General features: G+C 62.5%; 12 protein-coding genes. 8 read left to right on the forward strand and 4 right to left on the reverse strand.

From position 1 onward, the window contains the following. Positions 1-94: 94 nt before the first annotated feature. Complete coding sequence (locus tag QZV93_RS01045) at positions 95-829, reverse strand: GntR family transcriptional regulator (protein ID WP_295555222.1); 735 nt, start codon at positions 827-829, stop codon at positions 95-97. Positions 830-1,116: 287 nt separating this feature from the next. Between QZV93_RS01045 and QZV93_RS01050 the strand changes: the two genes are divergently transcribed. The 5 genes from QZV93_RS01050 to QZV93_RS01070 all read left to right on the forward strand — a co-directional run bounded on the left by QZV93_RS01050 (position 1,117) and on the right by QZV93_RS01070 (position 6,525). Then, positions 1,117-2,169, forward strand: a complete 1,053-nt coding sequence (locus QZV93_RS01050) for a polyamine ABC transporter substrate-binding protein (protein WP_295555350.1) — start codon at positions 1,117-1,119, stop codon at positions 2,167-2,169. 97 nt (positions 2,170-2,266) lie between these two features. Next, the gene (locus QZV93_RS01055) at positions 2,267-3,457 is read left to right on the forward strand and encodes an ABC transporter ATP-binding protein (protein WP_295555224.1); all 1,191 of its coding nucleotides are present in this window, start codon (positions 2,267-2,269) and stop codon (positions 3,455-3,457) included. A gap of 23 nt (positions 3,458-3,480) precedes the next feature. After that, positions 3,481-4,359 (forward strand): ABC transporter permease subunit, encoded by an 879-nt coding sequence (locus tag QZV93_RS01060; protein WP_295555226.1) that lies wholly within the window; start codon positions 3,481-3,483, stop codon positions 4,357-4,359. Next, a complete protein-coding gene (locus tag QZV93_RS01065) occupies positions 4,356-5,177 on the forward strand; it encodes an ABC transporter permease (RefSeq protein WP_295555228.1) in 822 nt (273 codons plus the stop codon). Before QZV93_RS01060 ends, QZV93_RS01065 begins: the two co-directional genes overlap by 4 nt. A 73-nt stretch (positions 5,178-5,250) precedes the next feature. Then, positions 5,251-6,525, forward strand: coding sequence for an FAD-binding oxidoreductase (locus tag QZV93_RS01070; protein WP_295555230.1), 1,275 nt, complete (start codon positions 5,251-5,253; stop codon positions 6,523-6,525). Between the two features lie 89 nt (positions 6,526-6,614). Here the strand turns inward: QZV93_RS01070 and QZV93_RS01075 are convergent, their stop codons facing one another. Together QZV93_RS01075 and QZV93_RS01080 are read right to left on the reverse strand one after the other, a co-directional pair. Beyond that, positions 6,615-7,985, reverse strand: a complete 1,371-nt coding sequence (locus QZV93_RS01075; RefSeq protein ID WP_295555352.1) for a methyl-accepting chemotaxis protein — start codon at positions 7,983-7,985, stop codon at positions 6,615-6,617. A 237-nt stretch (positions 7,986-8,222) separates the two neighbouring features. Then, positions 8,223-9,257 (reverse strand): alpha/beta hydrolase, encoded by a 1,035-nt coding sequence (locus tag QZV93_RS01080; protein WP_295555232.1) that lies wholly within the window; start codon positions 9,255-9,257, stop codon positions 8,223-8,225. Between the two features lie 279 nt (positions 9,258-9,536). Between QZV93_RS01080 and QZV93_RS01085 the strand changes: the two genes are divergently transcribed. The 3 genes from QZV93_RS01085 (at position 9,537) to QZV93_RS01095 (ending at position 14,149) form a co-directional block, all read left to right on the forward strand. Continuing rightward, positions 9,537-10,901: an amino acid permease gene (locus QZV93_RS01085; RefSeq protein WP_295555234.1), complete on the forward strand. Its 1,365-nt coding sequence runs from the start codon at positions 9,537-9,539 to the stop codon at positions 10,899-10,901. Positions 10,902-10,909: 8 nt separating this feature from the next. Then, a complete protein-coding gene (locus QZV93_RS01090; protein ID WP_295555235.1) occupies positions 10,910-12,025 on the forward strand; it encodes a hypothetical protein in 1,116 nt (371 codons plus the stop codon). A gap of 207 nt (positions 12,026-12,232) precedes the next feature. Then, positions 12,233-14,149, forward strand: a complete 1,917-nt coding sequence (locus QZV93_RS01095; RefSeq protein WP_295555237.1) for a hypothetical protein — start codon at positions 12,233-12,235, stop codon at positions 14,147-14,149. A 36-nt stretch (positions 14,150-14,185) separates the two neighbouring features. On the opposite strand, the gene QZV93_RS01100 is transcribed toward QZV93_RS01095, so the two are convergent. Then, positions 14,186-15,832 carry a peptide chain release factor 3 gene (locus QZV93_RS01100; protein WP_295555238.1) on the reverse strand — a complete coding sequence of 549 codons (1,647 nt, stop codon included), beginning with the start codon at positions 15,830-15,832 and terminating at the stop codon, positions 14,186-14,188. Positions 15,833-16,077: the final 245 nt, after the last annotated feature.

A 16,077-nucleotide genomic window follows, 5' to 3' on the forward strand; every position in this document is an offset into this window, starting at 1 on the left:
GCCCGGGGCATTGTTCGCCAATATTGTGATCACAAAATGGGCGGAAACTCAAGCGCCGGATCTTAACCCTTGAGGGGGCTTGAGGTTCAAATCCTTAGTAGGCGCGCCTCAGTACGGATTCACCGATAAAGCTCATTCCTTGACTAACGTCGGCGGCGATGGCGGCGCGGAGCGCCTTGCGATCGTTGCGCTGCAGCGCGGCGATGGCGGCCTGATGCTGATCCTCGAGATCGGATGTGCCCCAGCGGTTGTACGCCATGCGCATGAACGGTCCAAACTGGAGCCAAATGCTCTCGACGAGTGCCATCAACGTCTCGGCGCCCGCGCGTTCGTAGATGGCGAAATGAAAGCGGTAGTTGCTCTCCATGTAGCCGTGAATATCGCTCGTGGCCATAGCGCGATCGACGGATCTGTCATGTGCAGCAATCTGGCGGAGCTCTGCCGGCCCGATGTGATCCATGGCGCGTGCGGCCAGCTCGGGTTCGAGTGTTTTTCGCGCAAAAACAATCTGTTCGAAGGTCGCTTGCGTCATCAGGGGGACGAGAACGCGACGATTGTCCTGCATCTTGAGCGCTCGCTCGGCAATGAGGCGGCGAACTGCCTCGCGAATGGGCATCGGGCTCACGCCCATGTCCTCGGCGAGCCCGCGCAACGTGACGGCGCTGCCGGGCAGGAAGCCGCCGAACAGAATGCGATTGCGCAATCCACGATACACGCTCTCGTGCGTGGTTACCGCGATGTCGCTCTTCACGGGAAGCGGCTTGCGGATGATCGCTTTCGGCCGTGACGGCGGGGTTTTCACGCTGTCCGCCCTATGACGTTCGCGCATTGATTTTGCTACGTCCTCACGCTCAGGCGCCTTCGGTTGCGCATTCGAAAATCGCGTCCTATCCGTCGTTTTCCGCCGGGGATCGCCGCCGTTGGTGGCGGGTTTCGCGGACGTGCCTCAACGAAAGACTTGTAGCGCGCGAATAATGTGATCACAATGGGGAGTGTTGGGCCCGGCGCAAAGGGGTGCTCGGCCTTGTTCCGTTTATCGCTCCCTTGGGAGGTAGCCGAATGACTTATTCCGGAAATAAGCGTGGGACCCTCGCGGGCTCCTTGACGCTGGCAACCATGCTCGCCTGTGGCGTGGCCATGGCCGATCAAAAGGAGGTCCGGGTCTATAACTGGTCCGACTACATCGACGAGGAAATCCTCACCGAGTTCACGAAAGAGACCGGCATCAAAGTGGTCTACGACGTGTTCGACAGCAACGAAATCCTCGAGACGAAGTTGCTCGCCGGCGGCAGCGGCTACGACGTCGTGGTGCCGACGGGACAGTTCCTCGCCCGCCAGATCCAGGCCGGCGTTTTCCAGAAGCTCGACAAGTCCAAGCTGCCGAACATTTCGAACATGTGGCCGGAAGTTTCCAACCGTGTCGCCGTGTATGATCCCGGCAACGAGTATGCCGTCGACTACATGTGGGGCACGACGGGCCTCGGTTACAACGAGGCGAAGATCAAGGAGCGGCTGCCGGACGTTCCGACCGACTCGTTCGATCTGCTCTTCAAGCCCGAGAACGCCGCGAAGCTGAAAGATTGCGGCATCATGGTTCTCGATTCCGCGACCGACGTGCTGCCCGTCATCCTGCAGTATCTCGGGCTCGATCCCAACAGCAAGGCACAGGCCGATCTCGAGAAGGCGGCGGCCGTGCTCGAGGCGATCCGCCCGAACATCCAGAAGTTCCATTCGTCGGAGTACATCAACGCGCTTGCGAACGGCGATATCTGCATCGCTTTCGGCTGGTCGGGTGACATCCTGCAGGCTGCAAGCCGCGCGGAAGAGGCGAAGAACGGCCATACGATCCACTACTCGCTGCCGAAAGAGGGCACGCAGATGTGGTTCGACATGCTGGCTGTTCCGAAGGACGCGCCGCACGTCGAGGAAGCTCACGCATTCATCAACTTCCTGATGAAGCCAGAGGTGATCGCGAAGGCCTCCAACTACATCAGCTACGCGAACGGAAATCTCGCCTCGCAAAAATTCATCGACGAGTCGATCTTGAAGGACGGGGCGATCTATCCGGATGAGGCAACACTCAAGAAGCTCTTCGTGCTGCTGCCCTACGACGCCAAGACACAACGCTCAGTGACGCGCTTGTGGACGAAGATCGTCACAGGCCAGTAGAAAAAGTCAGCCGCGCCCGAGGCTCCTCGGGCGCGGTTCTTCTTTCAACAGCGGACTCGCGGCGCGCGCGAGGCAAGGCAAACGAAGGATCGACATCATGAGTGGAGCCACAGTGCAAAGCGCAACGCCGGCGCAGCCGAAGAGTCCGCTTCGGACGGCCGCTCCCCAGTCGGGCTTTGCGCCGTGGAAGGATCCTTCGAAGGCGCCCATCGTGCGCTTCGAGAACGTGGTGAAGCGCTTCGGCGACTTCGTCGCGGTCAAGGACTGTACGCTCGACATCTACGAACGAGAGTTCTTCGCTCTCCTGGGTCCGTCGGGATGCGGAAAAACGACGCTTCTACGCATGCTCGCGGGGTTCGAGAAGCCGACCAGCGGGCGCATACTCGTCGCGGGTCAGGACATCACGGAGCTGGCGCCCTACGAGCGTCCGGTGAACATGATGTTCCAGTCGTACGCGCTGTTTCCGCACATGACCGTCGAGCAGAACATCGGCTTCGGCCTCCGGCAGGACGGCATGCCGAAGGACCAGATCGCCACGCGCGTGGACGAGGTCATGGCGTTGCTCGAACTCGGCAGGTTCGGCAAGCGCAAGCCACATCAGCTTTCGGGCGGCCAGCAGCAGCGCGTCGCACTTGCGCGCGCAATCGCAAAAAAGCCGCGTATCGTGCTGCTCGATGAGCCGCTCGGCGCGCTCGACAAACGGCTCAGGCAAACGGCTCAGTTCGAGCTGATGGGCATTCAGGAGCGCACCGGCACGACCTTCATCATCGTCACGCACGATCAGGAAGAAGCGATGACGGTGTCGTCGCGCATCGCAGTCATGGATCACGGCGAGTTCGTGCAGATCGCGACGCCGGGCGATATCTACGAGGCGCCGAATTCGCGTTACGTCGCAAACTTCATCGGCGACGTGAATCTTTTCGAAGGCAAGGTCGTCAGTATTTCCGGCGGGTTTGCGGAGATCGATTGGGGTCCCGGGCTCGCACGCTTCAAATCGGTGGCGCCGGAGGGATGCACGGGCGATCAGCAGGTCTGGCTCGCGCTCAGACCGGAGAAGATCCACATCGATCTCGATAAGCCGACCGATACCAGCAACACGATTCCGGGCAAGGTCGTCGACGTCGGATATCTCGGCTCGATCTCTCACTATCACGTGGAGCTCGCGAACGGGCAGCGGGTGAAGGCGTTGCGGACGAACTCGTCGCGCACAGTCGACAGGCCCATCAGCTGGGAAGACAAGGTCTGGCTGCAGTGGCCGGCGGAAACCGGCATCGTGCTCACCCGCTAGACCCTCACATCCGGAGGAATCCCATGCGCCGCTGGTTTGTGATCCTGGTGCCTTACCTTTGGCTCCTGGTCTTCTTTTTGATCCCGTTCTTCATCGTGTTCAAAATCTCGCTGTCGGATATCGCGACGGCGATCCCGCCGTACACGCCGACATTCAGCATCACCGATATCGGGGGGTTCTTCTCGCAGCTCGACTTCGAGAACTACACGTTCATTTTTCAGGATTCGCTCTATATCGGCGCCTATTTCTCCGCGCTCAAGATCGCGTTTTTCTCGACCATCCTGACCCTGCTCATCGCCTATCCGATCGCGTACGGCATGGCGCGGGCGCCCAGGGAGTGGCAGCCCACGCTCGTCATGCTGGTCATTCTTCCGTTCTGGACCTCGTTCCTGATCCGCGTCTACGCGTGGATCGGCATTCTGAAGAAGGAAGGTCTTCTCAACTTGTTCCTGATGAACCTCGGGCTCATCAGCGAGCCGCTCACCATCATGAACACGAACACGGCGGTCTATATCGGCATCGTCTATTCGTATTTGCCGTTCATGATCCTGCCGCTCTACGCTAGCCTAGAAAAGATCAACCCGGCGTTGCTCGAAGCCGCCGCCGATCTCGGCTCTCCACCGTGGAAATCATTCTGGCAAGTGACCTTCCCGCTTTCGATTCCGGGCGTGCTCGCGGGTTGCTTCCTGGTCTTCATCCCGGCGACAGGCGAGTTCGTCATTCCGGATCTGCTCGGCGGCTCCGAGACTTTGATGATCGGCAAGACGCTCTGGAACGAGTTCTTCAACAATCGTGACTGGCCGGTGTCGTCGGCGGTGGCGGTGGTGCTGCTGCTCGTGCTCGTGGTGCCAATCGTCTTGTTCCAGCGCAACCAAGAAAAGCAGCGGGAGGCAGGGCGATGAGACGCTTCAGCTGGTTCAACGCCACGTCTATCGCGCTCGGGTTCGCATTTCTCTACATCCCGATCCTGCTGCTCGTGATCTACAGCTTCAACGACTCGAAGCTGGTGACGGTGTGGGGCGGCTGGTCAACCCGATGGTATGGGGAACTGCTGCAGAACGAGGGTATTCTGAACGCGGCTTGGGTGACGCTGCGGGTCGCCATTGTCTCGTCGACGCTGGCGACCATTCTCGGCACCATGGCTGCCATCGTGCTCGTTCGCATGGGGCGCTTTCCGGGGCGTACTCTCTTCTCGGGGCTGATTTTCGCCCCGCTCGTCATGCCCGAGGTCATCACCGGCCTGTCGATGCTGCTGCTGTTCGTGGCCATGAATCTCGATCGCGGGTTCTGGACCGTGGTCATCGCGCACGCCACGTTCTCGATGTGCTTTGCGGCCGTCGTCGTTCAGGCGCGGCTCTACGACTTCGATAAATCGGTCGAGGAAGCGGCGATGGACCTCGGTGCGACGCCGCTCGATACGTTCCGGCAGGTAACGCTGCCGATCATCGCGCCCTCGGTCATATCCGCCTGGCTGTTGTCGTTCACGCTGTCGCTCGACGATCTCGTGATCGCGAGCTTCGCGACCGGCCCCGGCGCCACGACACTGCCGATGAAGATCTACAGTCAGGTGCGTCTCGGCGTGACGCCCGAGATCAACGCCGTCTCGACGATCATGATCGGGTTGGTGACCATCGGCGTGCTAGTGGCCTCGTACTCGACGAAACGCGCGAGCGAGCGGCAGGAGCGCGAGATGAAAGCCGTCGATGCCGGCGCAAAGTAAGCAACAGAAGGCGGATCGCAGAGAGTTCAATCGCATCTCGTAACTCGGGCGATCCGCCACTAAATAATCCGTCATGTCCGCTACACACATCAACTCCTACTACGCCGCTACGGCCAACGACGACACGCGCTATCCGCGCCTCCGCGGCACGGTCACGGCGGATGTGTGCGTGGTCGGCGGCGGGTTCTCCGGGATTGCGACCGCGCTTTCGCTGGCGGAACGCGGCTACAAGGTGGTCGTGATCGAAGCGGAGCGGATCGGCTGGGGCGCCTCGGGCCGCAACGGCGGGCAGATGATCGCCGGTATCAGCGGCGAGCATCGCATCGAGAGTCAGCTTGGTGACGCCGGTCGCAAGCTGCTGACTGAGATCCGCTATCTCGGCCACGACATCATCGAAGGGCGGGTCGCACGGCATCAGATCCGGTGCGACCTGAAGCACGGATGGATGGAGGTGGCTGCGCGACCGCGGCACATGGAGGGGTTGCGCTCTTACGTCGAAGAGCGCGTTGCGGCCGGTGACGGCGACGGCCTCGAACTCGTGGAAGCGGCCGATATGGGCCGCGTGATCGGTTCGGACCTTTACCACGGGGCCATGGTGGACCGGAAAAGCGGCCATCTGCATCCGCTCAACCTGTGTCTCGGCGAAGCCCGCGCGGCGGTGACGGCGGGCGTTCAAATCTTCGAAGAGTCTCCGGTGATGGAGGTTGCCGGCGGGGCGAAGCCGTTCGCCGCCACTGCGGAAGGGCGTGTCGACGCGGCTTCTATCGTGCTTGCCGGAACCATGGATCCCAAGTTCCAGACAGGGCCGCTCGGCGGGCTTCTGTTCCCGACGGGGAGCTACATCGTTGCCACGGAGCCTTTGCCGGAGCGCCTCGCGAAGGCGGTCAGTCCTCAGGATCTCGCCGTTGCGGACAGCAACGTGGTGCTCGACTACTTCCGCCTCTCAGCCGATCGCCGGCTCTTGTTCGGCGGGAGATGCAATTATTCGAACCGCGATCCGCGGGATGTGCGGGAGGCGCTGCGGCCGCGGCTCACGGAAGTCTTTCCGCAGCTCGAGGGCGTGAAGCTCGATTACGCGTGGGGCGGCCGGATCGACATCGTGCTGACGCGCGTGCCGGCGATCGGCCGTCGCGAGCCAAACGTCTACTATATGCAGGGCTATTGCGGGCACGGAGTCAACACGACGCATATCGCGGGCCAGATCGTGGCGGATGCCATCGCGGGCACGATGGAGAAGCTGGATCTCTTTGAGAAGATCCGGCACGTGCGCCTGCCGGTCGGGCAGTTTCTCGGCAACCAGCTCCTGGCGCTGGGGATGCTCTATTATCGTCTGCGCGATCTGCTTTAGCGCTCGGCGAGCTATCGAGACGCCTCAGAAAATGAAAAGGCGCGCTTCGTATGCGAACGAAGCGCGCCTGGTCGATATCGGTGCCCGTGTCAGGCCGCGGCGGCTCTATCGAGGAGCTTGGCGATGGCTTGATGGGCTTTGGCGATTGCCTCGTCGCACGCGATGTAGGCGGGCGTTGCGGCTCCCCAATTCTGGTTGCGGACCTCGTCGACCATCTTGGTAGCCTGTGCCTGGGCTGTGGCAAGGGCGGACGACAGGTCTGCGGCCAGCGCGGAGCCGCTGCCGGTCGTTTTGCAGATTTCGTCGGCCTCGGTCATGACGCCCGCCTGGGGAAGCTGGGGGGCGGTGGCCGAGACGGGGATGGCGCCGAGCAGGATTTGCGCGAGCTTACGCTTCCAGGACAGCAACTCGGTGCCGACGCGGATGAGCGCCGAGCAACGGACGGGAAGCTCGGCGGTGTCGAAGGCCTTGCGGAGGATCCCCTCGCAGTCCTCGAGACGCTTGCCGATCTTCTGCACCTCGTCCTTGCTCTTGGTGGCCTTCTCGGAAATGCGCACGACGTTGTGTGTGATCTCGGTCGTGGCGGCGCGTTGCTGCTCGAGAACGTTCGAAAGGCTGCGGATGCGCTCTGCAACCTCGGCAACCTCGTCGCCCATGCTCTCGATGATGGTGCCGACCTGAGTTACGACCGAGCTACCCGACGCGACGGATTTGAGGCTGTCGGCCACGGCGCCGCGGATCTCGCGCATCTCGCGCGTCAGGGCTTCGACGCGTGAGCGGATCTCTTGCGTCGCCTTGCCTGTTTCAACGGAAAGCGTCTTCACCTCGGCTGCGACGACGGCGAAGCCGCGGCCGGCTTCACCGGCGCGTGCGGCCTCGATGGTGGCGTTGAGGGCCAAGAGGTTGGTCTGGCGGGCGATGGAGTCGATCGAGGTCGCCATTTCGCCGATCTGGTCGACAGCCGATTGCAGAACGGCGACCTGTTCGCCGATCTTGCTCGACTGGCCCTGGATGCTCGTCATGGCCTCGACGGCGGCGCGGCTATCGTTGATACAGCTGCGCATCGTGTCGCGCGCGTTCTCGGTTTGGGTCGCGCTCTGAGCGGAGACCGTCGAAAGCTCGGAAATGGAAGCTGCCATTTCCTCGACGGCGCTGGAGATCGAAACGGTCGACTGCGCCACTTCGCTGAAATCGTGCGAGAGCCAGCCGATGTTCACGGACGCCTCGCAGGCTTCCTTGCCGAGATCGCTGGCGAGGATGAGCTGGTTGGTGTTCGCCACCTGGACCATCGCGACAAGCCGGGCAAGGGCTTCGGATATAGGGCCGTCGATCGCGACGTTCATATGCAGCTTGGCGCGAATCAATTCTTCGATGGCCCCAACGAGCTCCTGCGGGGTGCTGCCGGTCGGGATCGTGGCTTGGGTCGCGACGGAGTTGTTGGAAACGCTCGAGCGGCGCATGGCAAACACTTCAGTTCTCCTTGGTCGTCAGAAGACGCTGCGCAAGCGGCACACTGGTCTCTTCACGCCGTCGTCTGCGACTTCAGGCGTGCCGCCAGATGATCCCGACTTACGTCGTTAGTTAGAATTAGAAGGCAGCCGTTAATGGCCGCTTAACCGGAAGATAGGTCTGCTGAATTTTATTCGTCCGTCTTGTGACGGTTTGCGGGGCGAGGATCGAAGGATGGGGTGGGCAGGCTAGCGCCGGTAGCCCGGGAGGCGCCGCAGCAGGTCCTCGATGGGGTTGTCGACCCAAGCCTCGGTGACGAAGCTGCGGTGGGTGACGTTTTCGCCGCCCGAGAGGAGCGCCACGTCGCCTTGATGCAGGGGGCGGTCCAGCTCGGTTGCATAGCCGATGTCGCGGGCGGTCAGGATCTCGGCCAGCTCGGAGTTCTTTTCGCGGGTCGAGCCGAGGTAAGCGCTGACGAAAAAGGCCGATCGGTCATTCTCGATCCAGGACGCGAATTTCCCGAGCTCGCCATAGAGCGCATCCAGCAGCACAACGCCGCGAAGGCGTTTGTTGAGGCCGCCGTTGATCGCACACGATGCGGCCGCGAGGTATCCGCCGCTATAGGCGACGAAGATGACCGGCGCAGAGGCGAAGGTTCGCACGCTTTTTGGTCCGCCATGCAACTCGGCGAGTGCCGCGGCCGCTTCGCCCATGAAGCGACCGAAGGCGCCGGGTTCCCAGAATCTTCCGGCGCTCGAGTCGGCTGCATCGACGGCGAATTGTGGGGCGACCAGCACGGCGTTGGCGCCGGATCGCGAGATCTGGTCGGCGACGCGCTGGCGGCGCAGGACGTCGCGCTCGAGCGTCGCGCCATGACCGTGGAAAAAGACGATCATGACCGAGGGGCGGCGAACATCGAAGCCCTTCGGAATGTGTAGGAGCACGCGGTTATCGCTGTAGGTTTCGTCTTCCCAATAGAGTCGGCCGTAGGGTGTGGTGTGGCCGCGGCGGCCGTTCTCGCTAACGTCAAAGAACGGCCGTCCTGATCCCGGCACGGCGCCGCGGTAGGGAAACGGCGCGGTCTGGAAGGGCACCAGCGCGGTTCGCGCCTGTTTCAACGGGGCCGAGCGGGACTGCACCGGCTGAGGTTTCGGAACTGCGGCGCGTTCCGGGGCGGGGGGTGTCTTGCTCCAGGACGGTGTCGCGAACGCAAGCGCCGCCGCCAAGCCTGCGGCGATCGCAAGGGCTTTTTCGGTGCTGCCGGTTCTGGACGCGCCCTTCATTGCCGCTCGCTGCTGGTGGCCATGCACGTTGTGCGCCCCGGGCTCGTTGGCGAGGCGTCGCTCACCCTAGTCCCGAGATGGTTTCCTGATGCTTTATGAACGTCCCATCCCTCCGGATGCTTAGAACTCAATCGTGTCGAGATGTTGGACGGGCAGGTGTGGGCCGATTGCACGTAAGCGGTGCAATTCTGCAACTCGGTAAGGGTCATTTCGAGGTTCGGCTTGTTGAATGGGGCGCTCCCTCCTAGGGTAAACCCATCAATTGTCATTCGGTTTTCCATGCCCTTGTCCGCTGTTCCCTCCACGCCGGTTAGCGAACCGGCTGCACGGACCGTCTCGACCACGACCGCAACCGCGATCGCGGTTGCGGATATGATCGGCATCGGCGTGTTCACGAGCCTCGGATTCCAGCTCGCGTCCATTCCCTCCGGGTTCGCCATCCTCATGCTTTGGATCGTTGGCGGCTTGGCTGCGCTGGGCGGCGCGCTCTCCTATGCGGAGCTCGCGGTGGCGTTTCCCCGTTCGGGAGGGGAGTACAATTTCCTGTCGCGCATCTATCACCCGGCGGTCGGTTTCATGGCCGGATGGGTTTCGGCGACGGTCGGTTTTGCGGCGCCTGTTGCGCTGGCAGCGATGGCGTTCGGTGAATACTTCGCCGGTGTGGTGCCGGGCTCGCCGCCTCTGCTGCTCGGTCTCGCGGTCGCCTGGGGCGTGACGCTCGTTCATCTGTCGGGGGCCAAGCCTGGGGCCGCGTTCCAGAATATATCTACGGCCATCAAGGTGGCGCTGATCACGGCTTTCATCATTGCAGGTTTCAGCGTGGCGGATCCGCAGCCGATCTCGTTCCTGCCGCAACCCGGCGATCTCGGTCACATCCTGTCGGCGCCGTTTGCCGTGAGCCTCGTGTTCGTCATGTACTCGTATTCCGGTTGGAACGCGGCCACCTATATCGCGGGCGATGTGCGGGATCCGGCGCGGAGCCTGCCGCTGGCCATGCTCGTGGCGACGCTCGTGGTGATGGTGCTCTATGTGGCGCTCAACGCCGTGTTTCTCTATACGACGCCGATCTCGGCCATGGCGGGTCAGCTCAACGTGGCGCAGATCGCGGGCGAGCACATTTTCGGCGTGACGGGAGGGCGCGTGGTCGCCGCCTTGATCTGCATCGGCCTCATCTCCGCGATCAGCGCCATGATGTGGATCGGCCCGCGCGTGACGGTGGCGATGGGCGAAGATTTTCCGCTGCTCGAGGTGTTGGCGCGGCGCTCGGCGACCGGCGTTCCGGTGCCTGCGCTTACGGTGCAGATTCTGGTCGTGACGGTGCTGCTTCTGACGCAGAGTTTCGAGGCGGTGCTCGACTTCATCCAGTTCAGCCTGACGCTGTGCTCGTTTCTTGCCGTGCTCGGCGTGATCGTGTTGCGCGTCACGCGCCCGGATCTGCCACGTCCCTACAAGGTGTGGGCCTACCCGCTGACGCCGCTGGTGTTTCTCGCGATCACGGGCTTCATGATGTACTACCTCGTTTCGGAAAGGCCGCTGCAGTCACTCGCCAGCCTCGGTCTGATGGCGTCGGGTCTCGTGCTCTTCTTTTTGTCGCGGCGCGATGCTCTTCGCGGCGAGGATCTTCAAAGGGCGGTCAAGGGATGATCAAGGCCATGAGATTGAGTGCAGCGCTCGTCGCCGTGTTGCTGCTCGCGCCCGCGAGCGCCTGGGCGCAGGCAACGACGAACGTGGCAACCGCCGATGACAATGCGCGCGTGATCGCCGGGATGACACCTTCGACCGGATCGCCGCTCGAGCCGTTGACGCGGGATGCGTCCTGGCAAGCCCACGCGAAGTATTTCGACAAGGCATGGGCCGGGCTCGAGCAGCGTCAGCTCAGCAAGATCAAGGCATGGTCGGCTAAGAACGTCACGTCGCGCAAGCCGGTGCTTTTCTACATGTTCAGCGGTCCCGACTTCCTCTACGCGGATGCTTTTTTCCAAGGGGCGTCCACGTATGTGCTGTCCGGGCTGGAGCCTGTGGGCAAAGTGCCGGACCTCGTGGCGTTGCCCGCCCGGTCGCTCGGCGGCGAGCTCAGGGGCCTCCAGCAGTCGCTCAATTCCGTTCTGTCGTTCAGCTTCTTCATTACCAAGAAGATGAAGACGGAGCTTCGCGATGGGCGGCTCACGGGGACGCTGCCGATCCTCTATACGTTCCTCGCGCGGAGCGGGAAAACCATCAAGGACGCTCAACTGGTGACGCTGAACACGGATGGGACCGTGACGCCGACCACGGGTGAGATCCCGAAGGGGGCGAGCCCGGGGGCGAAGATCACGTTCTCGTCCGGGAGCGGGGCGGATCAGACGCTCTACTATTTCAATACCGACCTTTCGGACTCGGGGCTCAAGACGAGCGGCTTCCTCGCGTTCTGCAAGGGGCTCGGCCAAGGCGACAGTTTCGTGAAGAGCGCGTCGTACCTGATGCACTCGGACAATTTTGCGACCGTGCGCGACTTCATCGTCCAGAACACGGCGACGTTGGTGCAGGACGACTCCGGCGTGCCGCTGCGCTTTCTCGAGGAGAAAAGCTGGCGCATCTCGGCGTTCGGGCGCTACCTGAACCCGATTTCGATTTTCTCGCGCAGCACCTATCAGCCGAAGATGCGGGAGCTCTTTACCAAGACGGCGCAGCCCCTGGATTTCGGCATCGGGTACCGGTGGCGGCCCAACGAATCCAATCTGCTGCTTGCGGTTAGGGAGGCCGGGGCCCGGGCAGATGCGAAGCCCTGACGGGCGATCTGCTCGTGATCTTTCCGCACCGCGGAAGACGCAATTGCCCTGGCTGCTGCTCTCGCGGCACTTTGCCTAGCTTCAGACTACATTGTACCCTATCCGAACATTGCTTCGGGGGAGCCGGTCAGGTGTTCGAAGCAGCCGGAGCCTGACGTCGCGTACGTCCGGTCCGAAGCGAATGGCGTAGGGTTCGGGGAGGTTTGCGTGGCCACCGTCGTCACTGTTCACGGCACGTTCGTGCATTCGGCAGGAACGGCGGATGCGCTCAATGTCGGAACGCAAAGCGAGGCTCAGTGGTGGCAGCAGGGCAGTGAGCTCGATGCCGATCTGCAAGCCTTCGTCTCGGGTGCAGACGGCAGCCCGGTGGAGGTGGTGCCTTTCACCTGGAGCTCGCTCAACAGCGAGATCGACCGGCGTCATGCAGGCTCCGAGCTGCTCAAAGTCCTGAGGGGACTCGACGCCAGGGGCGAGCCCTACTGTGTCATCGGCCATAGCCACGGCGGGTCGGTGGTCGCCTCGGCTCTGATCGAGAGCGTTGCCAGACGGAACCCTCTCACGCATCTCAAGCGCTGGATTACGGTCGGCACGCCCTTCGTCGGGATGCGCAAGGAGCGCTTTCTGTTCACGCGACTGACTCTGCCGCGCAAGGTGATGTTCGTCGCCTCGCTGATGCTGTTCATGATGTTCATGTTCTACGTCGCCGGCGAGCTTTTCGGACAGGGGTTCCGGTTCCGCAGCGAGCGCTACTACACGGCGCTGCTGTTCAACGGCGTGATGATGACGTTGCCGATCCTGTTCTTCTACATCGTGTTCCGCGTTCTCGATGGGCGCGAGTTGATGGGCTACAGCCGCGGGGCGGTGCAGCGCGCGCGCGACTACTACGCCGACAAATGGCTGCCGCTCTGTCACAAGGACGACGAAGCGGTTCAGGGTCTGCGCTACCTGCCCAAGGTGAAGCTGCATTTCTTCGACAAGGATTTCGCGACCTCGACGATCACCAAGGGCTCGGTCGTAGCGCTGCCCATTGTCTATCTGCTCGTGGTCACGTCGCCCACGATCATGCTCGGCATCTCGGATTTTCTGCAGAGCCGGATTTACGACGTGCAGGAATTTGCCGACGAGGATGCGGCGGCAACGCAAGCGCGCCAGGAGCTCAAGGCGCTGCAAGACCGCATGCAAGCGGCACGGGAGCAGGCGGAAAAAGGCGGGCTGGATCCGGCCGCTGCGGAAGAGGCGCGTCAGCGCATGCGCGGCATTCGCCTGCAGATGCGCGCCAAGCGGAGCATCCTGGAGAAGTCGTTTCCGCAGTTTGCTCAGGTGGAGCGGGCGCAGCGCTTCAAGCGGCGTTTTCTCACACGTGAAGGCAAGCCGTGCGAAGGCGGTCGCCTATGCGGCGGCGGGCACGATTATGCGCTCAACAGCAAGCTTCTCTTCCACGTGGTCACGGATGAGCTTTCGAGCGCGGTGGTCGATGACGGGCTTTTTGCGGGCGCGCTCGGCAACATTCTCAAGCTGCTGGTGCCGATCGTCCTCGTTCCGCTCGTGTTCGCCGTGTTTGCGCTCGGTATTCTGGCCGTGATCGAGTACCTCGCGACGTACGTCAGCTTGCTCCTCAGTCGCGGGCTCAATGCGTTGACGCTATCGGAGGTGAAGCGATCGACCTTCGGCAACGACACCGAAGGCGAGGTCGTGCTGGGCGCGGACTATGGTCCGTCCTGGCTCGAGCCGGTCACCTGCCTGCTGCCTGCGGAGATCAGCGACCAGATCACGGATCGCAGCAATTCGATGGCCACGCAATCGCTCTACAAGTTCCGCAACGCGATCAGCACGCTCGCGTTCTCGGACGAGGACAACAAGGGCGGTGTCATCACCAACTACCTGTCGTGGAAGGAGCTGGTGCACACCTGCTATTTCGACGTTGCGGCATTCCGAAAGCTCGTGGCGCTGGCCATCAGCCAGGCGGAAGGCTTCATGCCGACCCAAGCGCTCCTGCACGACGGTGATTTCCAGCGCACCGGTCAGTGGGTGGCCGATCTCGGGCGCAAGCTCGATGTGGATCCCGAAACCGGTGTCGTGGTCACGCACAATCCGATTCAGCGACCGGTGCCGTTCCCGGTGTGAGGGATCGCGGCACGCGCTTGTGCTGTCTTGCGTGGTCTAGGTCTTGATCTCGAGGAACTCGATCTCGGGATTGCGGCTGGCGTTGTAGTTGAGCGTAAAGACCGAGGCGGGCAAATAGACGTACTCGCCGTCGAGATCGGTGGCGACCGACGAACGGTTAGCCTCGATGAAGCGCTTCAGCGCGACAGGATCCTTGGCGCGGATCCAGCGCACCGCGTCGCAGGGGGCCGGGTCGAAGTCGGTCTTCAGCCCGTATTCGTGCACGAGCCTGTCGGCGAGCACATCGAGCTGCAACGCGCCGATGACTCCGACCACGGGCTGGGTTCCGTCGATGGGCGAGAACACCTGCACGACGCCCTCCTCGGCCATCTCGCGGATAGCGTCCTTCAGCTTCTTGGCCTTGATGGCGTCCTCAAGCCGGATGCGGCGCAGGATTTCGGGGGCGAAGCTCGGGATGCCGAGGAAGGTCACGTCCTCGCCCTCGGTCAGCGCGTCGCCGATCCTGAGCGTGCCGCGGTTTGGAATGCCGACCACGTCGCCTGCGAAGGCTTCCTCGGCAATCGAGCGGTCCTGGGCAAAGAAGAATTGCGGCGCTGTGAGTGCCATGGTCTTGCCGGAACGCACATGCTTCACCTTCATGCCGCGCGAGAGTTTGCCCGAGCAGACACGCATAAAGGCGATGCGATCGCGGTGGTTCGGATCCATGTTGGCCTGGATCTTGAAAATGATTCCTGTCATGGCGGGTTCGGTCGCCACGATTTCGCGATTGGCGGCATGCTGCGTGCGCGGAGGTGGGGCGAAGGTCTTGAGCGCGTCGAGAACGTCGCGGACGCCGAAATTCTTCAAGGCCGATCCGAAGTACACGGGCGTCAGCGCGCCGTGCTGGAAGGATTCGAGATCGAACTTGCCGCAGGCTTCGGCGACGAGATCTATTTCCTCGCGCCAGCGCTGATAGGCATCGGGCTCCATGATCTGGCCGAACAGCGGATCGTCGGGGCCGCTGATCGGAATACCGTCGAAGTTCTCGTCGAGGCGGCGCACGCGCGGCTGATAGAGATCGTAGGTACCGCGGAAGTCGCGGCCCTGACCGATCGGCCACACCATCGGCGCCGTGTCGAGCGCCAGCGTTTTCTCGATCTCGTCCAGGAGGTCGAGCGGCTCCTTGGCCTCGCGGTCGAGCTTGTTGATGAAGGTCACGATTGGGATGTCGCGCATGCGGCAGATCTCGAACAGCTTGCGCGTTCGTGTCTCGATGCCGCGCGCGGCGTCGATCACCATGATGGCGCTGTCGACTGCGGTCAGCGTGCGATAGGTGTCGTCCGAGAAGTCCTCGTGGCCCGGCGTGTCGAGCAGGTTGAAGACGGCGCCGCCGTACTCGAAGGTCATGACGGACGTGGCGACGGAGATGCCGCGCGCCTTCTCGATGGCCATCCAGTCGGAGCGCGTGGCGCGCCCGTCCTTCTTCGCCTTGACCTGGCCGGCGAGCTGAATGGCGCCGCCGAACAGGAGCAGCTTCTCGGTCAGTGTCGTCTTGCCGGCATCGGGGTGCGAGATGATCGCAAACGTGCGCCGCCTGCCGATCTCGTCGGCGAGCTTCTGGTCTGCGGCCGCTGATTTTCTCGCGGGGGGCGCCGGCGCCTCGTCCGGGCTGGCTACCGTTCCCGATAAACTGTCGTCGCTCATCAAGTCCTACTCAGAAAAGTCGATTTGCCGGGGTCTATAGCATCGTTTGCGGGGATGTGCAGGGGCCGCTACACCGCAGGTGTCATCCTAGGCCTAGTGCCGAGGATCCGGGGGGCTGCAAGAGCGCGATTATTTGAGATGCGGCGCAGCCTCCTGCAGCAGCGTTCCCTCCGTGGTTAAATGGATCCTCGGGAGAAGCCCGAGGATGACAGTTGGGCCGACGTGCCCTTTGTCCCTTAAATGGC

The sequence above is a fragment of the uncultured Hyphomicrobium sp. genome, from assembly GCF_902826555.1.
GTDB lineage: Bacteria > Pseudomonadota > Alphaproteobacteria > Rhizobiales > Hyphomicrobiaceae > Hyphomicrobium_C.